This window comes from Candidatus Accumulibacter contiguus (assembly GCF_012940005.1).
Classification (GTDB): Bacteria; Pseudomonadota; Gammaproteobacteria; order Burkholderiales; family Rhodocyclaceae; genus Accumulibacter; species Accumulibacter contiguus.
In genome coordinates, this window is the sequence record NZ_SPMX01000006.1 from 242,339 (window position 1) to 265,187 (window position 22,849).

At 61.8% G+C, this 22,849-nt stretch carries 17 protein-coding genes; 10 read left to right on the forward strand and 7 right to left on the reverse strand.

Features of this window, described 5'->3' with window-relative positions; genetic code table 11:
* The first annotated feature begins 141 nt into the window (after window positions 1–141).
* The 7 genes from E4Q08_RS24020 to E4Q08_RS03090 all read left to right on the forward strand — a co-directional run bounded on the left by E4Q08_RS24020 (window position 142) and on the right by E4Q08_RS03090 (window position 7,342).
* On the forward strand, window positions 142–1,074 hold the full coding sequence (locus tag E4Q08_RS24020; protein ID WP_211203284.1) for a P-loop NTPase family protein: 933 nt from the start codon (window positions 142–144) through the stop codon (window positions 1,072–1,074).
* Window positions 1,062–2,870 carry a thiamine pyrophosphate-binding protein gene (locus tag E4Q08_RS03065; RefSeq protein WP_169069289.1) on the forward strand — a complete coding sequence of 603 codons (1,809 nt, stop codon included), beginning with the start codon at window positions 1,062–1,064 and terminating at the stop codon, window positions 2,868–2,870. The genes E4Q08_RS24020 and E4Q08_RS03065 overlap by 13 nt, the downstream gene beginning before the upstream one ends.
* 59 nt (window positions 2,871–2,929) lie before the next feature.
* Window positions 2,930–3,193 carry a type II toxin-antitoxin system Phd/YefM family antitoxin gene (locus tag E4Q08_RS03070; RefSeq protein WP_248594649.1) on the forward strand — a complete coding sequence of 88 codons (264 nt, stop codon included), beginning with the start codon at window positions 2,930–2,932 and terminating at the stop codon, window positions 3,191–3,193.
* Window positions 3,190–3,471 carry a type II toxin-antitoxin system VapC family toxin gene (locus E4Q08_RS03075; RefSeq protein ID WP_169069290.1) on the forward strand — a complete coding sequence of 94 codons (282 nt, stop codon included), beginning with the start codon at window positions 3,190–3,192 and terminating at the stop codon, window positions 3,469–3,471. The genes E4Q08_RS03070 and E4Q08_RS03075 overlap by 4 nt, the downstream gene beginning before the upstream one ends.
* A 209-nt stretch (window positions 3,472–3,680) precedes the next feature.
* Window positions 3,681–4,808 (forward strand): N-acetylneuraminate synthase family protein, encoded by a 1,128-nt coding sequence (locus tag E4Q08_RS03080; RefSeq protein ID WP_248594650.1) that lies wholly within the window; start codon window positions 3,681–3,683, stop codon window positions 4,806–4,808.
* A 35-nt stretch (window positions 4,809–4,843) separates the two neighbouring features.
* Entirely contained in the window at window positions 4,844–5,794 is a 951-nt protein-coding gene (locus tag E4Q08_RS03085; RefSeq protein ID WP_169069291.1) for a glycosyltransferase family 2 protein, read from the forward strand.
* Between the two features lie 171 nt (window positions 5,795–5,965).
* The gene (locus tag E4Q08_RS03090; protein WP_169069292.1) at window positions 5,966–7,342 is read left to right on the forward strand and encodes a hypothetical protein; all 1,377 of its coding nucleotides are present in this window, start codon (window positions 5,966–5,968) and stop codon (window positions 7,340–7,342) included.
* Between the two features lie 36 nt (window positions 7,343–7,378).
* On the opposite strand, the gene E4Q08_RS03095 is transcribed toward E4Q08_RS03090, so the two are convergent.
* The 6 genes from E4Q08_RS03095 to E4Q08_RS03120 form a co-directional block, all read right to left on the reverse strand.
* Window positions 7,379–8,911, reverse strand: coding sequence for a mechanosensitive ion channel family protein (locus E4Q08_RS03095; protein WP_169069293.1), 1,533 nt, complete (start codon window positions 8,909–8,911; stop codon window positions 7,379–7,381).
* Window positions 8,912–9,032: 121 nt separating this feature from the next.
* Entirely contained in the window at window positions 9,033–10,322 is a 1,290-nt protein-coding gene (gene moeA / locus E4Q08_RS03100) for a molybdopterin molybdotransferase MoeA (protein ID WP_169069294.1), read from the reverse strand.
* Window positions 10,323–10,406: 84 nt separating this feature from the next.
* Window positions 10,407–11,480: a GTP 3',8-cyclase MoaA gene (gene moaA, locus E4Q08_RS03105; protein ID WP_169069295.1), complete on the reverse strand. Its 1,074-nt coding sequence runs from the start codon at window positions 11,478–11,480 to the stop codon at window positions 10,407–10,409.
* A gap of 181 nt (window positions 11,481–11,661) precedes the next feature.
* The gene (tfpB, locus tag E4Q08_RS03110) at window positions 11,662–13,455 is read right to left on the reverse strand and encodes a type IV pilus assembly ATPase TfpB (RefSeq protein WP_169069296.1); all 1,794 of its coding nucleotides are present in this window, start codon (window positions 13,453–13,455) and stop codon (window positions 11,662–11,664) included.
* 164 nt (window positions 13,456–13,619) lie between these two features.
* Window positions 13,620–16,994 carry an ATP-binding protein gene (locus E4Q08_RS03115; protein WP_169069297.1) on the reverse strand — a complete coding sequence of 1,125 codons (3,375 nt, stop codon included), beginning with the start codon at window positions 16,992–16,994 and terminating at the stop codon, window positions 13,620–13,622.
* Window positions 16,987–17,640: a DUF4194 domain-containing protein gene (locus tag E4Q08_RS03120; protein WP_211203293.1), complete on the reverse strand. Its 654-nt coding sequence runs from the start codon at window positions 17,638–17,640 to the stop codon at window positions 16,987–16,989. The genes E4Q08_RS03115 and E4Q08_RS03120 overlap by 8 nt, the downstream gene beginning before the upstream one ends.
* A 259-nt stretch (window positions 17,641–17,899) precedes the next feature.
* Between E4Q08_RS03120 and E4Q08_RS03125 the strand changes: the two genes are divergently transcribed.
* Both E4Q08_RS03125 and E4Q08_RS03130 read left to right on the forward strand, forming a co-directional pair.
* A complete protein-coding gene (locus tag E4Q08_RS03125) occupies window positions 17,900–19,804 on the forward strand; it encodes a pyruvate kinase (protein ID WP_169069299.1) in 1,905 nt (634 codons plus the stop codon).
* 239 nt (window positions 19,805–20,043) lie between these two features.
* Window positions 20,044–20,487, forward strand: a complete 444-nt coding sequence (locus E4Q08_RS03130) for an outer membrane lipoprotein (protein ID WP_034917794.1) — start codon at window positions 20,044–20,046, stop codon at window positions 20,485–20,487.
* 115 nt (window positions 20,488–20,602) lie between these two features.
* Here the strand turns inward: E4Q08_RS03130 and E4Q08_RS03135 are convergent, their stop codons facing one another.
* Entirely contained in the window at window positions 20,603–21,442 is an 840-nt protein-coding gene (locus E4Q08_RS03135; protein WP_169069300.1) for a cytochrome C assembly family protein, read from the reverse strand.
* Window positions 21,443–21,472: 30 nt separating this feature from the next.
* Here E4Q08_RS03135 and ffh point away from each other — a divergent pair, with 30 nt between their 5' ends.
* Window positions 21,473–22,828 (forward strand): signal recognition particle protein, encoded by a 1,356-nt coding sequence (gene ffh / locus E4Q08_RS03140; protein WP_169069301.1) that lies wholly within the window; start codon window positions 21,473–21,475, stop codon window positions 22,826–22,828.
* Window positions 22,829–22,849 lie beyond the last annotated feature (21 nt).

Sequence of the window (22,849 nt, forward strand, 5' to 3'; positions counted from 1 at the left end):
TCTCGCCAATAGCCAGCCGGGCTTGACACCCGGCATGCTTTTCTCGTTATCGGCGGTGGTTCCGTGCCATGTTCCTCAAACAACGCCTTGTGCCATCGCTGGCCTGATCCTGGCGTTCTTTCACACGAACAGGCCGCTGCCATGCTCGTGGAGGCAGACGCCCGCATCGCCGCGTTGCCGCCCATCCTCCACCGAATTCAACAAGTCGACTGTCAGGCTGAACATGGCGGTGACAGCCGACCTCAAACGCTTCCTCGCCACCTTCGACCGGAAAATGCGGGTTTGGACCGCGCCGTCGGCACACCGCGAGTAGATCTGGATCGATGCCGGCAACGCCTGGCGAGCTACCCGACGGTGCAGCCCCGGCAATGCCAATTCAAGGGCAATATCAATCCCTATCATTTCATTGAGGAATTGTTCGCGCACCTGAGTGGCAACGATATCTTCGACGAAAAAAATCTCCATCTTCCAGAGGCAATTACGATGGAATATCGAATTCCAAACCCGACATTTCATGGTATGTTGCGAACATGCTGCTCTGTTCATCTTGCCCAGCGGCTTCAGCGCTTGTACCAATTCCCGGAGCCTGCTCTCTTTGTGGACCACATCAGCTTGGAAAATCCACCCTGGCGCGACAGCTTGCGACACGCCAGGATAGCCTGGTCAAGCAGTTTGCCGTTAGATCCCGACGATCCGGCGCGACGATCCGATCCCGCTTCCGTGCCGCTTCCGCTGACCGGTTTGGTCGTTCTGAACGAAATCCAGACACGACCGGATCTTTTCCCGTTGTTGCGGGTTCTCGCCGACCGCACTGAGACACCGGCACGCTTCCTGATTCTGGGCAACGCCACACCGGAACTGCTTTGGCGTGCCGCCGAGAGTCTGGCGGACCGCGTCACATTTCAGGAACTGGAGGGTTCTGGACTCGATGGACTGGTGGAAGACGCGCCTTGGCAACTGAGCGAGGAAATTACTGCGGTCCCGGTGGCCAGCCTCGATGCATGCGTGACAGACTCCAGGAGTACTGCGCCTTTGCTCATCCCCACGGCTCAGACCTGCCCATGCTTACCGTAGCCACTTACCTGGCTCAACGCCTGGCCGATCACGGCCACCGCCATGTCTTCCTCGTCACCGGTGGCGGGGCGATGTTCCTGAATGATGCACTCTGTCATCATCCCGACATCACGCCCGTATTTTTCCACCACGAACAGGCGGCAGCGATGGCCGCCGAAGCCTACGCCCGCATCGCCGGCAAGCCGGCCATCCTCAACGTCACTACCGGTCCCGGCGGAATCAACGCGATCAATGGCGTCTTCGGCGCCTGGACCGACTCGGTACCGATGCTGGTTTTCTCGGGCCAGGTCAAGCGCGCCACCTGTCTGGCGACGACGCCCGTTCGCGGCCTGCGCCAATTGGGCGACCAGGAAAGCGAAATCATCCCGATGGTGCGTGCTATCACCAAGTACGCGACGATTGTCGACTCGCCCGATGACCTCGCCTGGCATCTCGATCAGGCGCTGCACCTCGCGACTTCGGGCCGGCCCGGCCCGGTCTGGCTCGATATCCCGATCGACGTGCAGAGCGCAAAGGTGGAACCAGCCGGCATGCGTCGCTTCGTTCCTCCGCAAGAACCTGGGCACAGGGTTTCTGATGTCGAGCTGGACGCTTTGATCAAGCGGCTGGGTCAGGCCCGCCGCCCGGTCATTCTCGCCGGAACCGGCGTACGTGCGGCGCACGCGAACGAGGAGTTCGCAACGCTGATTCACCGCCTCGGCATCCCGGTGACGACGGCCTGGACCCACGATCTGATCGCCACCGACGACCCGCTGTTCTGCGGTCGCCCCGGCACCATCGGTACCCGCGCCGGCAATTTCACGGTGCAAAATGCGGACCTCTTGCTGGTCCTCGGCAGCCGCCTCAATATCCGCCAGGTGAGCTACGACTGGCCGGGTTTTGCAGCACGCGCTTTCAAGATCCAGGTCGACATCGACGCCGCCGAACTGGAAAAACCGCTGGTCCGGCCCGACCTCGCCATCTGCTGCGACCTCCGCGATTTCCTTGTGGCGCTGAACGCGCAGCTCGCCGAGAGGCCGCTGCCACGCAACCCCGAGCACGAGCACTGGCTCGCCTGGTGCCGACAACGCTTCTTTGCTTACCCGGCAGTGTTGCCAAAACACCGCGAGTTCAGGGGCCGGATCAATCCCTACCACTTCGTCGAGGCGCTTTTCGACTGCCTCGACGAAGACGACATCGTCGCCTGCGGCAACGCCAGCGCAACCATCCTCCCGTTCCAGGCCGGCGCGATCAAGCATGGTATGCGCATGTTCTCGAACTCGGGCAGCGCATCGATGGGCTACGACCTGCCGGCAGCGATCGGCGCCTACTTCGGCGCGGTCGCCAGCCGCGGCAGGCAAGGCCGCGTCGTCTGCCTCGCCGGTGACGGCAGCATCATGATGAACCTGCAGGAACTCCAGACGGTCGCCCAGCATCGCTTGCCGATCAAGATCTTCGTGCTCGACAACCACGGCTACCTGTCGATACGCAGTTCGCAAACGAACTTCTTCCGGCGCGTGGCCGGCGCAGATCCTGACTCGGGCGTTTCACTGCCCGACTTCGTCGCCATCGCCACCGCCTTTGCGATTCCGGCGTCACGCCTTGACTCGGCTGACTTCGCCAAGCGGCTTCCGGCACTCCTCGACGCACCCGGCCCGCATTTATGCCAGGTCGTGCTCGACGAGACGCAGCCGTTCGAACCCCGGATGAGTTCGCGCCAGCTTGACGATGGCAGCATCGTTTCGGCGCCGCTCGAGGACATGTACCCCTTTCTCGAACCCGCGGAATTGGCCCGTAACATGCTTTCCAATTCATGATCGCCAGCCTCCAGCCGTAACGGCTTGCCGGAATCTCAAAAATCGCCCAATATGACCCTATGATTGGTCATTGGCTGAAGAGCAACATGCGTACCGTAAGTCTCGCCGAAGCAAAAGCACATCTCAGCGAATTACTGAATACGGTGGAAGCCGGCGAAGAATTCGTCATCACCCGTCATGGTCGCGCCGTTGCCCGGGTATCGCCAGCCGAGAAAACGAAGCAGCCTCTTCCGATCAAAAAATTGGCTACGTTGCGCAAGACGACGCCCGCCTGGACCGAGCCGAGTGCGGGCATCGTGCGCCAATTGCGGGATGCCGAATGATCTATCTGGATACCAGCTTCCTCACTCCGCTGTTTCGCGAGGAGCCAGTCTCGGAGCGTATCGAGGGTTTTCTGGCTACCGTGCCCGCGGGTACGCTGGCCATCAGCCAATGGACGCGTGTCGAGTTCGCCAGTGTCATTGCTCGCGATGTACGCATGAAAACCCTGGACGCGGTAACCGCGCGTAAACTCATCGAGGCTTTTGATTCGCTCGATGATGGTCTGATTTTCGCTGCGAGAAAGCGCAAGATAAAAGCAAGGCGAGGGATTCCCGCATAGCCCGCAGCAAATCTCCCTTATAAAGAATGCCAGCAATACTCATGTAAAAGCATGGAAGCGCGCGTGGAGCGCCGTGTTCGGCCGCCCTTCGCTCGCGACTGCGGGCTGAATGTACTCCTCGCAGAAGCCCCGGCATCGCTTTGCATCGCGCCTTCTCCTTTCGTTCCATCTCTTGTGAGCGACAAACCGGCCCCGAACATGCTAGATTGATGCATCATCCCTTCACCCGCCAGACCATGAGCCATTCGCAGCAGTCGCAAGCTTCGGAGATCTTTGAAGACCTGTTCGTCCTCGAACTGGCAAACAACCACCAGGGCCGTCTTGAACGCGGATTGCGGATCGTCACCGATTTTTCGCGAATCGTCCGCTTCAACAATGTCAAGGCGGCGATCAAGCTCCAGTTCCGCGACGTCGAAGCCTTCATCCACAAGGAGTTCCGCGAGCGCACGGATATCCGCTACATCCGGCGAACGCTCGACAGCCGCCTCTCCAAGGCGGAATACGCCAAGCTCACGACAGCCATCCGGCAGGCCGGTTGCATCCCGATGGCGACGCCTTTCGACGAGGTTTCGGTGGACCTGTGCGTCAAACTGGGCGTCGAGATCATCAAGATCGCCAGTTCCGACATCAACGACTGGGTGCTGATCGAAAAGATCGCCAGCACCAAGCGTCCGGTGATCGCATCCACTGGCGGTTCGTCCCTGAAAGATGTCGACGATCTCGTCAAGTTCTTCAACCGGCGTGGAATTCCGCTGGCGATCAATCATTGCGTCTCGCTTTACCCGTCCGAGAACCACGAAATCGAGCTGAATCAGGTGGACTTCCTGCGCCGGCGTTATCCACACAATGTGATCGGCTTTTCTACACACGAACATCGGGATTGGCAGACTTCGATTGCCATTGCCTACGCCAAGGGCGCGCGTACCTTTGAACGGCATATCGACATCGCCACTGACGGCAGCCCGGTCGCGGCGTATTGCAGCCTGCCTCATCAGATCGACCAGTGGTTCAGGGCGCATCGGCGAGTCGTCGAAATGTGCGGCGCACCGGGTACCCAGAAGCGCATTCCACCCAGTCAGGAAATCGCCTATCTCAATGCCCTGGTCCGCGGGGTCTATGCCCGACGGGATCTCCGACAAGGACATGCGCTCGGCGACGAAGACGTCTACCTCGCGATTCCCTTGCAGAAAGGTCAGATCTCCTGCCGCGAACTGATGCGTGGCGAGCTGTTGCTGCGCGACGTCGCGGCGGACGGCGCGATCCTGATCGACATGATCGACAGCCCCTACGCCGACAATGAGCAGCTCAAGGCCCTCATCTATCAACGCGGACTCTGACCGGATCACGCGATGTTTCGACACGACCGGACCCAATGAAACTGATCAGCATCGTGACCGGCTGTTTCAACGAAGAGGACAACGTTGAAGAACTGTATACGCGCATCCGCGCACAACTCGAACGGCTCCCTGCTTACGACTACGAGCACATCTTCATCGATAACGCATCGACCGACGGCACCGTCCGCAAGATCAAGGCGATGGCGGCGCTGGACAGGCGCGTCAAACTGATCGTCAACACCCGCAATTTCGGCCACATTCGATCACCGATCCATGCCCTGCTGCAGGCAAGTGGCGATGCGGTGATCGCCATGGCCTCGGATCTGCAAGAGCCGCCGGAACTGATTCCCGAATTCATTGCCCAGTGGGAACAAGGCTACCGCGTCGTTGCCGGGGTAAAACCCAGCAGCCAGCACACCACGGCCATGTCCTTCATCCGACGCTTCTTCTATGCCACCATCGGACGCATCTCGGACACCCGGCTGATCCCGAATTTCACGGGCTTTGGTCTGTATGACCGGGCAGTGGTCGAAGTCATCCGCCAGATGGACGATCCGTATCCCTACTTTCGTGGCTTGATTGCCGACATCGGTTTCGAACATGCGGAAATCCCTTTCGTACAGCCCCGGCGCAGCCGCGGCATCAGCAAGAACAATTTCTATACGCTCTATGACATGGCCATCCTCGGCATCACCAGCCACTCGAAGGTGCCGATCCGTCTGGCGACCATGGCCGGATTCGCACTTTCGGCGCTCAGCCTGCTGGTGGCCATCGCCTACCTGGTCTACAAGCTGCTGAGTTGGGAGCAGTTTTCAGTCGGTATTGCGCCCGTACTGATCGGCTTCTTCTTCTTCGCCTCGGTGCAGCTTTTCTTCATCGGCATTCTCGGCGAATACATCGCCGCGATCCACACGCAGGTGTTGAAGCGGCCTTTGGTGGTTGAAAAGGAACGTGTCAATTTCGATGCCTCCCCACCCGCTCACTGAAGCACGATCGGCAGGCACGCGCGCCTCAGTGACCAGAGCGCTCCTCGCCAGCCTGCTATCACACGACAGGGTCAACTCGGTTCGTCCGCCTGATTCATTGACGATCGCGGCTCTGGCCTACCTTGCCTTGCCCAACTTCATTTTTTTTTATCGGCTGGCTACGCTGGCCATTTGCCCTCATTTTTTTCATTGCTGCTGGCGTACTCGTTCAGAACCGCGATTGACTGGCAACAGGTCGTCTGGCAATTGCCGTACCGCAAATCGGTATGTCTGACCATCGTTACTGCCGCTCTGGTCTGGTGTGCATTTGGCGGCGCGGGGCATTTTGTCGCCGCTTCCATCGACTGGCAGGCGCGCGACGTAGTTCTCGGGGACCTGGTTTATGGCGACTGGCCAATCTCCTATGCGATCAGGGACGGTGTCCACTACATCCTCCGCTCTGCGATCGGGTACTTCCTGCCGGCAGCGCTGTTTGCGAAAATGTTGGGGATCCAGGTGGTGGACCTCGCGCTGTATTTGTGGACCGCCCTGGGCGCAGCCCTTTTTCTGCTCAGCCTGCCGCTGCCGCAGCGACCTGGTTTGCGGCTGCTGCTCCTGTTGCTTGTGGCCGTGATGTTCAGCGGCATGGACTTGCTCGGTGCGCTCGCCTACTGGGGAGAATGGCCAGAGTTTCCCGTCCGGCTGGAATGGTGGACGAGATTCAGTTACCCATCCCTTTCAGGACAACTCTTCTGGGCACCGAATCATGCCCTGCCGATCTGGCTGGGAACCACCCTCTTCTATCGGCACTGGCGACACCCTGCATTCCCGCCGTTTGCTTTGCTTCTCTGCTCGCTGCTGGCACTGTGGACCCCTTTTGCGCTGCTTGGCCTGGCCCCTTTTTTCCTGCTCAGCGTACTGCAGTATGGCGTCTCCCAAAACCAAAAAATCCCCCTGACACCGCTGATCACCACGATCCTCGTCATGGCATTGATGGGCCGTCTCCTGACCTTGAACATCGACGAGATACCGGCCACCAGCAGTCTCCAGCAAGCGGGAACGGCAAAGGGATTTGTATTGAGCTACCTGGTGTTTGCCCTGCTGGAATTCGGCGCACTGTCGCTCGCCATGTCGCTGCGGCTGCGGCACTCCTGCGGCATCCTGTGGATCTCGGTAGCCACTCTAGGGCTACTGCCACTATTGGTTTTCGGCCCGAACAATGATCTGATGCTACGAGCTTCAGCGCCCTCGCTGGTGATGCTCTTGATCCTGACACTGACCATCTTTCAACCGGCGAACACCCCGCCTGCCCAAGGCACAAAACCATGGCTGATCGTCGCCATGCTGAGCATTGGTGCCTTTACGCCCATCCATGAATTCGGCCGCGCAGTGATGGTGCGGCGCTGGCTACCGAATTATGACCATACCCTGGTCGACCAGCAGCACGGAGTGCTTCCACCACACTACATCGGCCGCTTCGACCGGGTGGACCTGCAATGGATTCTCCGCGATCCGGCCATCATTCCAGGCCGCGCCCAGCGACAGGCAACGAAGGTCCGCGACGAGTAGTGAGTCGCTGACGCGACTTTCCCATTCACCCAATGCCTACAGCCCAAGAAAATCCTTGATCATGGCAAGAATGCCGGCTTTCGGCTGCGACGCTGCATTATCGGCGGGAGAGTTGCTGAACTGGCGGATGAAGGCGTCCATCTCGGCCTCACGGCGTGCGAGAATTTCGGCAATCGCCTCGGCGATTTCCGGGCGCGAGCGGATGACTTCTTCGACCGTGGCCTGGTCCAGCCGGTAGCAGACCACGTCGGTCTTGGCGATGATCGAGGCGCGGCGAGCCTCACCGGTCAGCACACCTTTCTCGCCGAAAGTGCCGCCGGCATGAATGGTGCGGAACAGACGCCGTGAATGGTCGGGAAAATCCATCCACACTTCGGCTTCGCCAACCGCCAGCAGGTACAGCCAGTGTGGCGCGTCACCCTGATGAAAGATCACGTCGCCGCAGGCGAACGGCGCATGCACCATGCGCTCGCTGATGGTCCGCAGTTCCTCTTCCTGCAGCCCGGCAAACAGTTCCAGCTTGCGCAGATCGAGCATGCGTCGCTCGATTTCGCGCCGGTGGAGCGACTCCCGGTAAGCATCGTTCTCCTTGGTGATATGCAGCGACTGTTCGGGCACCGCCAACTGCATGCCCGCGCGTTGCAAGGCGGCGAAGATATGAATCCGCACCGCGGAGTCGGTGGGATCATCGGGCTGCGGGTCGAGCATCCAGTAGCGCAGCGCGTAGCGCCCGTAGCCCGGGCCAAACTCCATCAGCACACAGCTTGGTCGAGGTTCCCGGGCGACGTTGGGGATTTCGGCGGAGCCGATCGTCGCCTCGATTTTCTGGATCACCAGGGTCGGCGGTGATGCATAGGTGACGTGGAACCACACCCAGCGTCGCCAGGGCCAAAGGGGAATGTCGGTGCGGCCGAATACGGTGAACTTGCCACGCATCAACTGGCTGTTGGGAACTACCACCACGTCGCCGTTGCGTGTCCGGATCGTCGTCTGCCGCCAGCGTATCTGGGCGACCCGGCCGGTGATGTCGTCGATCCGGATCCAGTCGCCGGTACGCAGCGAATTATCGACTTGCAGCGCGACACCGGAAAGAATGTTGCCGAGGGTATCCTGCATCGAGAAGGCCAGGACCGCGGTGATCACCGCCGAAGTGGTCAGCAGACTCGACGGGTCGAATCCGACAATGTGCAGTCGCCCAACAATGAAAGCGGCATAGATTATGAGGACAATGATGTCCTCGGCGATACGCACGACGACCATGCCAAAGCGCGGCAGGACAATCCGGAAGACGAAGATCGCCAGCAGGCGAAACAGCGCCATCCCCGATCCGATGACGAAGATCTCGTGCAGCATCACCGCGACGCGCGAATAGTCGAGCGCCTCGAGCAAGGCACCGAAGAGTTGCCCGACCAGGCAGAGCCCGAACACCACCACCGTCCCGCCGACCCGCCGGCGTTCCCTGGGCAGCAGACGCAGCGACAGCAGCGCGAATATCACGACGGTAGCGATGACGTACTTGGTCTCGGGCAGCCAGAAATAGGCCCAGATTCGCTGCATCACTTCTGTCATCGCTTCTCCTTCGTCCTCTCAGGCAATGGCGCCCGCGTTTTCCTGGGGCCGCTCGAGCAGTCTGCCGCTTGTGCCGCTGGCCAGATCTTTCGGTGAGCCTCGACTGCAGCCGACCCGGACCTCAGACCAGACCGTCAAAGACCTGCACGCTGACCGAATCCCCAGCGGCGACGCTGCCGCGATCCTGTTCGAGGACGATGAAGCAATTGGCATCGGACATCGAGCGCAGGATTCCCGAACCCTGCGCACCTGTCGGCCGGACGTACCATTGACCCTGCTCCTGGCTGAGGATGCCGCGCTGGTACTCGGTACGGCCAGGAGACTTCTTCAGGGCGACGCTGCATAGCGCCGGCAGCAGCGGCACGACGGGCAACGGGTCGGCGCCCATCAGCAGGTAGAGCGCGTCGCGGACGAAGGCGTAGAAAGTAACCATCACCGCCACCGGATTCCCCGGCAGACCGAACAGCCAGGCTGCAGCACCCTCCTCGCCGCTCGTCCCGGCAGCAGTGATGCGGCCGAAAGCCATCGGGCGACCCGGTTTCATGGCGATTTTCCAGAACAGGACTTCGCCGAGTTGCGCCATCAGCGGCTTGACGAAGTCGGCTTCGCCAACCGAGACACCGCCGCTGCTGATCACCACGTCAGCAGCAGCGGCCGCTTGCCGGAAGGTCGCCTCGAGCAGCGCCGGCTCGTCGCGAACGACCCCGAGATCGAGGATTTCGCAACCCATGCGGCGGAGCATGCCGAAAAGCGTGTAGCGGTTGCTGTCATAGACTTCGCCACAGCCCAGTGGCGTACCGATCGAGCACAGTTCGTCGCCGGTCGAGAAAAAGGCGACACGCAGACGGCGGTAGACGCTGATCTCGGCACAACCCAGCGAGGCGATCAGACCGAGTTCCGCCGGGCGGATCAGTCGTCCGGCAGCGAGCGCCGATTGGCCGGCGGCGAGGTCTTCGCCGGCGCGGCGGATATTCTGGCCACGGCGCTGCCCAGGCGGGATCACGACGCTGTCGCCAGCGGGCTCGACGACTTCCTGCATCACCACCACATCGCTACCGACCGGCAGCGGCGCACCGGTCATGATGCGCACGCACTCGCCCGCGGCCATGCTGCCGGCAAAAGTCTGACCGGCCAGCGCTGTCCCGGCGACGCGCAGGCGGGTCTCGCCACTGCTCGACAGGTCGGCATGACGCAGCGCGTAACCGTCCATCGCAGAATTGTCGTGCGCCGGCACATTGACCGGCGCGATCACGTCACTGGCCAGCACACGCCCCAGCGCGCTGCGCAGCGCCAGCCGCTGGTGTGTTCGCAGCGGCGTCAACTGGCTGCGAATGAAGGCGCGCGCCTGCTCGACCGAAAGCGCATCGGGATCGTAATCGCTGAGACAACTGAAACGGGCAGTGAGACACATGGCAGCTTTCGCGGGAGGAGTGGAGGGTTGTCGGATCGCCGGGCGGGTTCACGCGGCACCGCCCCGATCGGAGACTGCCGGCGATCAGCCGCCGGTCATCGACATGAAGCGTAGCACCTGCGGTGCATCCATCTGGCTGCCGAAGTCGTGGCCCTTGGCCTTGATGCCCATGCTGCCGACAATCGTCGCGCGCAGCGGGGAATCATCCGTCGGATGCGAACGCAGCAGCGGCAGCAGCGCCAGGGCATCGTTGTTACCGAGGCATGGGTACAGCTCGCCGCGAGCAGTGACGCGCACGCGATTGCAGCTGGCGCAGAAGTTGTGACTGTGCGGCGAGATGAAACCGACGCGCGTCGAGGTGCCGGGAATCCGCCAATAGCGCGCCGGTCCGCCGGTGGTTTCGGTAGACGGCAGAAGCACGAAGCGCGTCCGCAGGCGGGCCAGTGCTTCTTCACTGCCGAAGGTCTGGCGCGCGTGACCGATGTCGCCGAGCGGCATTTCCTCGATGAAGGCAATGTCGATCCCGCGTCCGACGACAAACTCGACAAGATCGATCAACTCGTCGTCATTGCTGCCACGCATCATCACCGTGTTGATCTTGAGACGCTGGAAACCGGCCGCCTGCGCCGCGTCGAGACCGCGCAGCACCTTGGCGAGATCGCCGACGCGGGTGATCTCCCGGAAACGGTCGGCACGCAGCGTGTCGAGGCTGATGTTGATGCGTTTGACACCGGCGGCACGCAAGGCCGGGGCAAAACGATCGAGCTGCGAACCATTGGTGGTGATCACCAGCTCCTGCAAACCCGGCAGGCGGGCGATCTGTTCGAGCAACCAGATGGCGTTGTGTCGAACCAGCGGCTCGCCACCGGTGACCCGTACCTTGGTCACACCGAGATCGACGAAGGCACTGGCAATACGCAGGCATTCCTCGAGCGTCAGCACCTGCGCCCGCGGCAGGAAGGTCATCTCCTCGGCCATGCAGTAGCTGCAACGAAAGTCGCAGCGGTCGGTGATCGACAGGCGAAGGTAGGTAACGTGTCGGCCATACTTGTCGACCAGCGTCCTGTCGGCATGCCGCGAGGTTGCCGGCGAAGTCGGCGGGGTAAAGCCGATCCGCGAATCGGGAACGACTTCGGGCGTCAGCGATTCATTGCGCATGGGAGAAACTCCCTCGGGCGTGCCCGTGGCGAAGGGAAGAAATGGTTCGCGGCAGATTATAGCGGAGTTCGTCGAGCGCACTGCACACTACTCACGCATGATCCAGGGCAATCCATCTTGGCGCTCTTCGACTTCCTGCCAGAGTCGCTTGATTCGTTGATGTACGGTGTTCCGCAGAGAATCAAGCATGTTCGACCGGCGGGGCGACCTTGAATACTTCGGCAAGGGTGGTCACCCCGGCAGCAACTTTCATCGCTCCCGAGATGCGCAGGGGTTTCATTCCTTCCCGGTAGGCCAGCTCGCGAATCTTGGCGATGTCCTTGTTTTCACTGATCGCCAGCTTGATATCCTGCGACAGGAGGAGGATCTCGTACAGCCCGACACGCCCGAGGTAACCGGTCATCCGGCATTCGAGACAGCCGACCGGCCGGTAGAAACGCACCGGACGATTCGATTTCCAGGGCGCGACGAGTTGATCCCACATTTTCTCCTCGACCGCGCTGGCCTGGTGCACCTGCTTGCAATGCGGGCAGAGGATGCGTACCAGGCGCTGCGCCATGACGCCGAGTACCGTCGCGCCGAGCAGATACGAGGGAACGCCGAGATCGAGCATGCGCGTGATCGCCGCCGGGGCGTCGTTGGTATGCAGGGTCGACAGCACGAGATGGCCGGTGAGGGCGGCCTGGATCGCCACCTCGGCAGTTTCCAGGTCACGGATTTCACCAACCATGATGATGTCCGGGTCCTGCCGCATGAGCGCGCGCACACCTTGCGCGAAACCGAGGTCGATCACGTTCTGCACCTGCATCTGGTTGAACGCCGGTTCGACCATCTCGATCGGATCCTCGATGGTGCACACATTGACCGCCGGGGTGGCGAGCTGCTTCAGCGTCGAATAGAGCGTCGTGGTCTTGCCGGAACCGGTCGGGCCGGTCACCAGGATGATCCCGTTCGGCCGTTCCGACATGTCCTTCCAGCGCGCCTGATCATCGTCGGTGAAGCCGAGATCAGCGAAACTGCGGACCAGGACTTCCGGGTCGAAAATCCGCATCACCAGCTTCTCGCCGAAGGCGGTGGGCAGCGTCGACAGACGCAGTTCGGCTTCCTGACCCTCAGCGGTGCGAGTCTTGATGCGGCCATCCTGTGGACGCCGCTTTTCGACCACGTCCATGCGACCGAGAATCTTGACGCGGTTGACCATCGCCGCCATGACGCTCATCGGAATCTGGTAGACCTGATGCAGGACGCCGTCGATCCGGAAACGCACGATGCCGATTTCGCGTCTGGGCTCGATATGGATGTCGCTGGCGCGCTGGTCGAAAGCATACTGCCAGAGCCAGTCGACAATGTTGACGATATGCTGGTCATTGGCATCGAACTGGCGATTGGTACGACCGAGTTCTACCAATTGTTCGAACGACGACAGGTTGCCGGTCGGGCCACCGAGTTGGGCAGCCTTCTTGACCGAGCGCGCAAGATTGTAGAACTCGACCAGATAACGCGCGACGTCGACCGGGTTGGCGATCACCCGGCGGATTTCCTTCTTGCTAATCGCCTTGATCTCCTTCTCCCAGTCCCGCAGAAAAGGCTCGGTCGTCGCCACCACGATTTCACGCGTCGTTACCTGAATCGGCAGCATCCCGAAGCGGGTTGCGTAGGCACTCGACATCACTTCGGTCACCGCAGTGAAATCGACCTTCAGGGGGTCGATGTGCTGGTACTCGAGGCCAACCCTGCGCGCCAGCCACTCGCCGAGATCTTCGAGAGTCAATGGCCGATGCGGCTCTTTCTGCGACTTCCATTTCTGATCGGCAATGATCACCAGCGGATGGGCCACCAGACGCTTGAGGCGACTCTCCTTGAGCAGGGCATCGGCGTCGGACGAGCTGACCAGGTCATCTTCAAGCAAGCTCTTAAGGACTTCCGCCAGCGTCAGGCGATGTTCATGAACGGTGTTGACGGCTGCTTGGGGCATTTGCAGTGTTCCAGGAGAATGTGCCGGTACTACAGGCGAATAGGGAATGCGAGTTCCATGGAGAATTCTACACTGCCAGCACAGGAGATCCTGGAAGGAGCACCGTCACCGTCGACACTCAAGATCTGAAGCGGGGTCGGGAAGAAAAAGGATGACTCGGGAGTTCATCCGGCCGCCCTCGCCTTCTCGGCACGGTATTCCTCGATCGACAGCTTGCGCAGCTTCGAGGTGCGCCCTTCCTCGTTATGCACGAAGCCGACGCTGGAGACGAAGGGTTCGATGATGTGAATTTTCTGCAGCGGCGTGACGATCAGGAGTTGCAGGTTGAGCTGGGCGAACAGCCGCAAGCCGTATTGCGCCGACTCGTCCGATCCACGCCCGAAGGCTTCGTCGATGACCACGAAGCGGAATGATCGCGAACGCACGGCGCCCCATTCAAGGCCGAACTGATAGGCGAGGCTCGCCGCCAGAATCGTGTAGGCGAGTTTTTCCTTCTGACCGCCCGACTTGCCTCCCGAGTCGGAATAATGCTCGTGCTCGCTATGGTCTTCGCGCCAGCGTTCGCTGGCGGCAAAGACAAACCAGTAGCGCACGTCGGTGACCTTGGCCGCCCAGCGGCGATCCTGTTCGGACAGACCCTCGCGCCCGCGCAGCCGCTCGATGATCTGCCTGACCTGCAGGAATTTGGCTTCCGAGTATTGTGCATCGTCCGAACCGGTCAAGGCCCCTTCGGTACAGGCGCGCAACTCGCTCTGGAAATCGCGGATGTCGGCGTCGGGCGTCGGCTGCGCTTCGATCGCGATGTAGCGGCCGGGATTGTAGTCGATCTGGGTCAGCGAGGTATTGATGCGTGCGATGCGCTCCTTGATCGTCTCGCGCCACATCGCCAGTTGCGCGTTGAAGTTGGCCACTTCACGGATGGTGTTCTCGTTGAGCAATTCCTTGAAACGCGCCTCGAAGCGCGGCAGGTCGTCAGCCTGCAGCTTGTCGAGCATCTTGCGGTATTCGAAAAACGCTTCGATGCTGGCATCGACCTCGGCGGTGTCGAGCTTGAACTGCTCCTTGTAGGCGACCATAGCCTGGATGATTCGGTCGCGCAGCAAATTGAGCTTACGGGATTCGGCCTCGATCCGCCCCTGCAGCCAGGCACGCGTCTCGTGTTCGCGATGCTCGCAGGACTCGACGCTGAGCGGATGCTCGCCGAGCGCTTCGTGGCGCATGCCATCGAGGCGATCGAAGTACGACGCCTGCGCCGCCATGCCCGGCTCAAGCAGTAGCGCCTGCGTCTGCTCGCGCAACGCAGCGGCGTCGCTTTGCCGCTGCTCGATTCGCGAGCGCTTGTCCCGATGTTCCTCCAGGCGGGTTTCGAGTGCCTTCAGCGCGGCGACCACTGCGTGCAAGCGCCCGCTGAGCTCTTTGAGCAGGTCCGAAGCGGATTCGAGGCAGCGCTTCTCTTCCTGCAGCCTGGCGACCTCGGTCGCCAGCGACGGCCAGTCGAGCTCATTGTAGTCGGCGTACTCGTCGAGCCTGGACAAGGCCGTCAGACGCGCTTTGAGCCCGTCCTGTTCGAGCTGGATCCTGCCGATGCGGCTGCCAAGCTCGGCGAGCCGTGCTTCGAGCGTCCTCGCCTTGGCTTCGAGCGCAGCGATCTTGGCGGCGTTGGTCCAGCCCAGCACATAGCGACTGCGGTCGTCGAGGCGGTGGCGATCGTCCTTTTCGTGCCGCTCGCCGGGAGCCTTGATCTGGCCGGCGCGCGTGATCGCCCGCAGTTCACGCCGGAATTGTTCCTGGGTGGCACAGCAGGCGACATCGAAGCGCTGCGCCAGCTCGCGCTCGAGCCAGTCGTAATACGGCGAATCGGGCTTGATCGACAGCTTGCGCGCCAGCGAATCGCGGTGCAGGTCGGGCAGTTCCTTGCGCGAACTCCGGCGTATCCGGAAATAGACCAGGCGCCCCCGGAGCTGGGTCTTGTCGACCCAGGCCGCGATTTCTGGGTAATCGTCATCGGGCACCAGCAGCGACAGGCCGAAGTTGCGCAGCAGTCGCTCGGCGGCACCTTCCCAGTCGCGTTCGTCGTCGCGCACCTGCAGCAGTTCGCCGGCAAAGGGCATCGCCTCTTCGGACAACGCGAGGGCCTTGCACAGGGCGCTGCGCATCAGGACCTGTTCGGCCGGAATGTTGCTGCGCCGGGCTTTGAGGCTGCTGATCTCGGTGCAAAGCTGGTCGTGTTCGAGCTTGCCCTGACGCAGGCTGACGCCGTGCTCGGTGAGTTCGTTCTGCAGGCCCGTCTCGCGTTCCCGAGCCTCTTCAGCCAACGATGACCAGCGCTGCCGTTGCTCGAGAAAGCTGCTTTCATCACGGCAGGGAGCTTCGCCGATCGTTCGCAGCAGTTCGGTGAAGCGTTGCGCCTTGCGCTGGCGCGCCTGGCAGTCCTGATCGATGCGGCGAATCTCGGCGGCCAGCCGTTCGAGACGATCGCCGCCGTTCTCGGCGATGTTCTGTTTGAGTTCGGCCTCCTGTGCTCGCTGCAGGTCGCGTTGCGCCTCGGTACGCTTGACCTGCGCATCCTGGCGACGCCAGTCTTCGGCGAGGCCGGTGATGCGCTTGTCGAGCAGCCCGAGCTTGAGGCTGGCGAAGTAGGCTTTGAGCGCTTCGCGGCAGGCACGCAGATCCTCGACCTGTACGCTCAGCGTGCCATGCTGCTCGCCGTTGGCGACCAGCGGCGTGAGCAGCGCCACCTGTCGTTTGGCCTTGAGGACGGCCTCATGCGCGCGATTCAAGTCGTCGAAATGGCCGATCAGCGCCGCGATCCGGGGCTCGACATCGAAAGGTTCGAGCATGTGGCTGCGAACGAAGTCGGTCAGATTACCGACCGACTTCATCGACACCGTCTGATGAAACAGATCCAGCGCCTGTTCGTTGTCGATGCCGAAACGACGCCGGAACCAGGCGCCGTACGGCGGAAAACTGTCGAACACCTCGCTGCCCGGTCGCCGCAGCCGCTTGCGCAGCGCTGCGATGTCCGAGCCAAAATGGGCAAAGTCATTGGCAATCGACAAATCGCGTTCAGCGGCGACGAAGAAACGCGCCGGTTGCCCTTGCGCGTCCTTGATCCAGAACACCTGCGCCAGCGTCACCGTCTGGTCGTAACCGGCGTTGTGAAAGACGCCGAGGATCACCGAGTAGTGGTTATGGTCGCGCAAGGCTACCGGCCGAGCCGTACCGCTGATCTCGTTGCGCTCGGATTTGTAATGGCCGAGCACGTAGGAACGCAGCGTGCGCTCGCGACTGTCGGCGCCGGCAGCCTTGTTGTAGGCGATGCGCTGCGCCGGTACCAGTAGTGTCGTCACGGCGTCGACCAGTGTCGACTTGCCTGAACCGATGTCGCCGGTCAACAGGGCGTTCCTGCCGTTCGGTTCGAGCGTCCAGATGTGGCCGTCGAAAGTGCCCCAGTTGAACACTTCAAGGCGCTGCAGCCGGAAGCCCGAGAGGGTGTCATCGGCGACGAAGTCCAGCCCGAGGCTTTGCGGCTCATTCATGATCTTCTCCTGACTGCCCGGCGAGCTGCGCGCGGTAGCTCGCCAGCCGCTGGTCGAACTCGGCGAGCCACTGCGCATCGACGAAGGCCTTGAGAATTCGCCGCACCTCGACCATCGTCGGCTGCCCGGTCTCGACCTTCAGGCGGCGCAGGAAACCGAGTTCGACCACCTTGCCGAGATGAACGTCGATCTGGTCGATCAGCCTTGCCTCGTTGCTGCCCTCGGGCAGGAACACCCGCATCAGTTCGGCGACCTCCTCGCGCGACAGCACCAGCCGGGTATCGCCGCCGCTCGCGTCGAACTCGGCCAGTTTCTTGCGCAGCAAGGCCAGCAGCAGACTGACCGGAAACGACAGCGGACGTCGTGCAACCAGACGCGGCAGCCGCGGCGTCGAAGCGTCCTCGGGATCGGGGCGCGAGCGCAGAAAAGCGTAGCCTTCGGCTTCGTCGAGGACCAGTTCAAGCTTGAGCACCGCGACATAGTCGCGCACCCGCACCTGCAGTGCCAACAATGAATTCCACAGACCGGCATCGCTCTCCTGGTAGATCACCCCCTTGAGCAGGGGAATCACCAGCGCCGACAGCTCATGTGCGGCGGCGTCGCCGGCAATACCGCCTGCCGCTGTCTCCCTTTCGTCCCTTGCCATCATCACCTCAGAAAACTCTCCCGAAACCCAGTATGCGAACCGTATCGATGAACATCTGGAAGACATCTCCACCGAGGGTATACCAGAAGTCAGCATGCTTGTTCCATCTTCCTCGCCATCGTGTCGTCCCTTACGGAACGAGGAAAGATTCTGCACGACCGTCACAATACCTTCACAGAGGCTGGTTAAGCTCAGCCGATCAGAGGAACGGGGAACGCGCCATGAATCATCAAGGCAGGACGAAACAAGCATGCCCACCATGAATGAATACAGCCGGGTGGACACAGGCCAACTCATCAGCACGCAGCTCATCGCCAGCCGCGGGCACCCGCGGGCGGAACGCCTGATCCCCAAGATCAGGGATCTGCGCGCGCGTGCCATCGCGCTCGAGCAGAGCCACCGCGACGAGATCCACAGCATCGAACCAGGTTATCAGGCCAGCGCTCGCAACCTGCTGCACTATCTGGCGCTGCGCCAGAGCGATCTGCGGCCCTTGCAGGAAGAGCTGACGGCGCTGGGGCTGACCTCACTGGGCGGCCGGGAAGCGCAAATACTGAGCTCGCTGGATGCGCTTCTGGTGGCGCTGCATGCCCTGGCTGGCCGGCCCTGGCAACCCGGCTATCCGCCGCTGTCGCAGTTGAGCATCGATGACGGAACGATCGTTCTCGATCACCACAGCCAGCTTCTGCTGGGTTCCCCGGCCGGCAAGCGCTCGGTGCGCATCATGGTGACCATGCCCAGCGAAGCGGCATCGGACTACCTGCTGGTGCGCAACCTTTTGGCTGCCGGCATGGACGTGCTGCGCATCAACTGCGCGCACGACGACGAAACGGCCTGGCTGGGCATGGTCAACAACCTGCGCAGCGCGGAAAGAGAGCTCGGACGCTCTGCCAAAATCTATGCGGACCTGGCTGGTCCAAAGTTGCGTACCGGCATGATCGGGCCGATCGAGCGTGTGCTCAAGTGTCGGCCGCGCCGCGACCTGCGCGGATCAGTGATCGAGCCAGCCCAGATCTGGCTGACGCCCAGAGATGCAGTGGAGCCCGCTCCTCCCGGCGTGGCCTTGGTCCTGCCGATCGAGCGCGGGGTGCTCGAACAGGCGATTCCGGGCGACGTGATCGAGTTCGAGGATTGCCGAGGAAAACATCGTGAGCTGATCGTGACCGAGCTTCGCAATGCCTCCCGATTGGCATCGTCAGGCAAGACCGCCTATGTCGAAGAGGGAACCCCGGCCCGCCTGGTGCGCGCTGGGAAATTCCTCGCCGAAGGATGCTTCGGCCCCCTGCCGGAGGTCGTTTCGCCGATCGAACTCGCGGTCGGCGACATCCTCATCCTGACGCGCAATGACGTTCCCGGGCGGGCTGCCGTGCGCGACGCAGACGGCCGGGTGATCGAAGCGGCACGCATTCACTGCTCGCTGGACGCCGCCTTCGCGGCAGCAAGACCTGGCGAGATCATCCACTTCGACGATGGCAAGATCGGCAGTCGGGTGCTCGCCAACGACGGAGAGGAAATCGTCCTGCAAATTGCCTACACCGGCGTGACCACGGCCAAGCTGCGGCCGGAGAAGGGAATCAATCTGCCCGACACCGAACTCTCGATCTCGGCCCTGACCGAGAAGGACCTGCACGATCTGGAATTCCTGGTGAAGCACGTGGACATGGTCGGCTTGTCGTTCGTGCGCACGCCAGAGGATATTCTGCTGCTGGAGGAGCATCTGCAGCGATTGGGCGGCCAGGCTATCGGCGTGGTGCTCAAGGTCGAGAACCGCGAGGCCTTCGAGAATCTGCCCCGGCTGCTGCTGACCGCGATGCACTCGCCGCCGCTGGGGGTGATGGTGGCACGCGGCGACCTGGCCGTGGAAGTGGGCTTCGAGCGGCTGGCCGAGGTGCAGGAGGAGATCCTCTGGCTGTGCGAGGCCGCGCACGTGCCGGTGATCTGGGCGACCCAGGTACTGGAGGGTCTGGCCAAGACCGGCGCTCCGACACGTGCGGAGGTCTCCGACGCGGTGATGAGCGGCCGGGCCGAGGCGGTGATGCTCAACAAGGGACCCTTCATCGTCGAGGCGGTGCGCTTCCTCAACGGCGTGCTGGAGCGTATGGATGCCCACCAGCACAAACAGCGCAGCAGGCTGCGCAAGTTGTCTATCTCGGCACTGGACTAGCCACAGGCATTCATCTGGCCATCGGAGAAGCCGGGTTTGCGGCCACAGCTGCTTGCGCCCGGCAATCGTCCCAATCCATTGTCTGGACCCAAGGGTTGTGTATATACTCATGAGCTACGGCGTACGGCAAAGCCGCTGGCGCAAGGCCAAGGAGGCCGTGCTCGCGGCATTCCTGCTGGATTTCGAGATCGCGCCCTTCATACCACTTCTCAACTCGCCAACCTGTCAAGGAGTCCGCCATGTTCCAGAAAATCTCGTCGTACCTGTCAGCTTTCGCCCTCGCCTTGTTCCTGACCGCCTGTGCTGCACCCGGGATGCAACCGGAGCAGATGGAAATCCGCAGCGGGGTGATCGAACAGATCACCCTGGTGCAGTTGCCGAGCAATCACCATATGGGGGTTGGTGCGATTGTCGGCGGTGTGGCCGGCCTCGGGATCGGCAGCCTGATCGGTGGCGGCACCGGTCGCGATGTGGCCATGGTGCTCGGTGCTGTCGGAGGCGCTCTCGTCGGCAACGAAGTCCAGAAAAAGTACGAGCAGCCTGTCCAGGGCCAGCAAATTATTGTCCGGGTGGCCAACGGCGTGTTGGTTTCCCTGACACAGCCGGTCAATCCGGGTCTTCGCCAGGGCCAGCGAGTGTATGTCGAAGGCAGCGGCGAGAACGCACGCGTCGTTCCACGCTAGCTAGATGAGCACTCAGTTTTCTGTTGGAAAGGGATACTCGCGAACAACGCTCAGGCGCTAGCCGCCTGACTTTCGCCACACCGGACCAGCGTCGGGTCTCGCGTACGCAGCAGCTTCAGAGTCGACCGAGCAGGACTTCGGCGACAAAGCGGCTGCCGATGTACGCCAGCAACAGCACCATGAATCCGGCCAGTGTCCAGCGTAGCGCGACACGGCCGCGCCAGCCATACACGCGACGCCCGACCAGCAGGGCGGCAAAGATTCCCCACGAGGCAAAGGCAAACAGGGTCTTGTGATCGAAAGCCATGGCCTTGCCAAAAAGAGCTTCGGAAAACATGACGCCGCTGACCAGCGCGGCCGTGAGCAGGCAGAAGGCGACGAGAATCATGCGAAACAACAGTGCTTCCATGGTCAGGATCGGCGGCAGACTGGTCAGGCTTCTGGTGACCGCCCGCTGGTGCAGCTTACGTTCGGCAAAACCCATGAACACGGCGTGCAGTGCGGACAGCGTAAATAGACTGTAGGCGAGCATTGCCGTCAGGAAATGAAGCTGAAAGCCCCAGGCATTGGCATTGGCCACTTCCCGCAGTTGAGGAAACAGTGCCGGCGCCAGGGCAGCGATCGCCGCGAGTGGCAGGACCATCGGCTGCAGTCCGTCCATACGTGAGCGAAAACTCTCCAGCCAGTAAATCAGGACGGCCAGCCAGAGCATCAGGGAGAGCGCGAAACTGAATGAGAAGCGCATGCCGCCCGCGCTGAACAGCCCTGCGTACAGGCCAATGCCCTGCACCGCCAGGGCGCCGAAGATGGCCGCGCGCTCCCAGGGCTGCATCGGCAGGGTAAGCAGTGGCTGTCTGGTTTCACGCCAGCGCGTCTGCCAGAAATGGATGCCGAGGGCGGTGTAGAGCAGCGAGGCAAGGACGTGCGGGAGAAGGTGAAGTAGAATGTCTGACATTCTTGAAGTCTACACCAAGCCGGAATTCAAATGCTCGACAACCTGACTCAACGCCTTGCCCGTGTCATGAAGACGCTGCGCGGCGAAGCGCGCCTGACGGAAACCAATATCGCCGATGCCTTGCGCGAGGTTCGCCTCGCCTTGCTCGAGGCGGACGTCGCCTTGCCCGCAATCAAGGCTCTGATCGCCGCCGTACGGGAAAAGGCGGTTGGCGAGGAAGTGATCGGCTCGCTGAGCCCGGGACAGGCACTGGTCGGTGTCGTCCATCGCGAACTCACCAGGCTGATGGGCGAGGCTCATACGGGGCTGAATCTGGCCACCCAGCCGCCGGCGATCGTCCTGATGGCCGGCCTGCAGGGCTCCGGTAAAACCACTACGGTCGGCAAGCTTGCCAAGATGTTGCGCGAGACACAAAGGAAGAAGGTCCTCGTGGTTTCCTGCGACGTCTACCGCCCAGCAGCGATCGAGCAGTTGAAAACGGTTGCCGCACAGGCGGGCGCCGATTTCTTTCCCTCGGCGACGACTGACCAGCCGGTCGATATCGCGCGCCAGGCGGTCGACTGGGCAAAGCGGCACTATCACGATGTCCTGCTCGTGGATACCGCCGGTCGCCTGGCAATCGACGAGGCGATGATGAAGGAAATCGCCGAAATTCACGCCGCCACCAGACCCATCGAAACCCTGTTCGTCGTCGATGCGATGCTCGGTCAGGATGCCATCCATACCGCGCGGGCGTTCAGCGATGCGCTACCGCTGACCGGCATCATTCTCACCAAGCTCGATGGCGACGCACGCGGCGGTGCCGCACTTTCGGTTCGGCACGTCACCGGCCAACCGATCAAGTTTGCCGGGGTCGGCGAAAAACTGACGGGACTCGAAGCCTTTCACCCGGAGCGGATGGCTTCGCGAATCCTCGGCATGGGCGACGTGCTGTCGCTGATCGAGGATGCGCAGAAGGGCATCGACGAGGAAAAGGCGCTTGATTTCGCGAAGAAGCTGAAGTCAGGCAAGGGCTTTGATCTCAACGATTTCAAGGACCAGATCGGCCAGATGCGCAAGATGGGCGGCCTGTCTTCGATGATCGAGAAACTGCCGGCGCAATTCTCGCAGGGGGCCGGTCAGCTACCGGCAGGCGGAGAGGAGAAAGCGGTCGCGAGAATTGAAGGCATCATCAATTCGATGACCCCTACCGAGCGCTGCCGGCCCGAGTTGCTCAAGGCCGCGCGCAAGCGCCGCATTGCTCTGGGTGCCGGGGTTCAGGTGCAAGAGGTCAACCGTCTGCTCAAACAGTTCGAGCAGGCACAGAAAATGATGAAGCAGTTCTCCAGAGGAGGCATGGCGCAGCTGATGCGTGGCATCAAGGGGATGTTACCGGGGATGCGATGATGCCGGGGCAACCCCTGCTCA

What these genes read in the sequence shown, in the direction of transcription:
- E4Q08_RS03115 (WP_169069297.1), bottom strand. Translation starts at nt 16,994, where the DNA reads ATGAATGAGCCGCAAAGCCTCGGGCTGGACTTCGTCGCCGATGACACC.
- E4Q08_RS03070 (WP_248594649.1), top strand. Translation starts at nt 2,930, where the DNA reads ATGATTGGTCATTGGCTGAAGAGCAACATGCGTACCGTAAGTCTCGCC.
- E4Q08_RS03130 (WP_034917794.1), top strand. Translation starts at nt 20,044, where the DNA reads ATGTTCCAGAAAATCTCGTCGTACCTGTCAGCTTTCGCCCTCGCCTTG.
- E4Q08_RS03085 (WP_169069291.1), top strand. Translation starts at nt 4,844, where the DNA reads ATGAAACTGATCAGCATCGTGACCGGCTGTTTCAACGAAGAGGACAAC.
- E4Q08_RS03080 (WP_248594650.1), top strand. Translation starts at nt 3,681, where the DNA reads ATGCATCATCCCTTCACCCGCCAGACCATGAGCCATTCGCAGCAGTCG.
- E4Q08_RS03065 (WP_169069289.1), top strand. Translation starts at nt 1,062, where the DNA reads ATGCTTACCGTAGCCACTTACCTGGCTCAACGCCTGGCCGATCACGGC.
- moeA (WP_169069294.1), bottom strand. Translation starts at nt 10,322, where the DNA reads ATGTGTCTCACTGCCCGTTTCAGTTGTCTCAGCGATTACGATCCCGAT.
- ffh (WP_169069301.1), top strand. Translation starts at nt 21,473, where the DNA reads ATGCTCGACAACCTGACTCAACGCCTTGCCCGTGTCATGAAGACGCTG.
- E4Q08_RS03125 (WP_169069299.1), top strand. Translation starts at nt 17,900, where the DNA reads ATGAATGAATACAGCCGGGTGGACACAGGCCAACTCATCAGCACGCAG.
- E4Q08_RS03120 (WP_211203293.1), bottom strand. Translation starts at nt 17,640, where the DNA reads ATGGCAAGGGACGAAAGGGAGACAGCGGCAGGCGGTATTGCCGGCGAC.
- E4Q08_RS03075 (WP_169069290.1), top strand. Translation starts at nt 3,190, where the DNA reads ATGATCTATCTGGATACCAGCTTCCTCACTCCGCTGTTTCGCGAGGAG.
- E4Q08_RS24020 (WP_211203284.1), top strand. Translation starts at nt 142, where the DNA reads ATGCTCGTGGAGGCAGACGCCCGCATCGCCGCGTTGCCGCCCATCCTC.
- moaA (WP_169069295.1), bottom strand. Translation starts at nt 11,480, where the DNA reads ATGCGCAATGAATCGCTGACGCCCGAAGTCGTTCCCGATTCGCGGATC.
- E4Q08_RS03095 (WP_169069293.1), bottom strand. Translation starts at nt 8,911, where the DNA reads ATGACAGAAGTGATGCAGCGAATCTGGGCCTATTTCTGGCTGCCCGAG.
- tfpB (WP_169069296.1), bottom strand. Translation starts at nt 13,455, where the DNA reads ATGCCCCAAGCAGCCGTCAACACCGTTCATGAACATCGCCTGACGCTG.
- E4Q08_RS03135 (WP_169069300.1), bottom strand. Translation starts at nt 21,442, where the DNA reads ATGTCAGACATTCTACTTCACCTTCTCCCGCACGTCCTTGCCTCGCTG.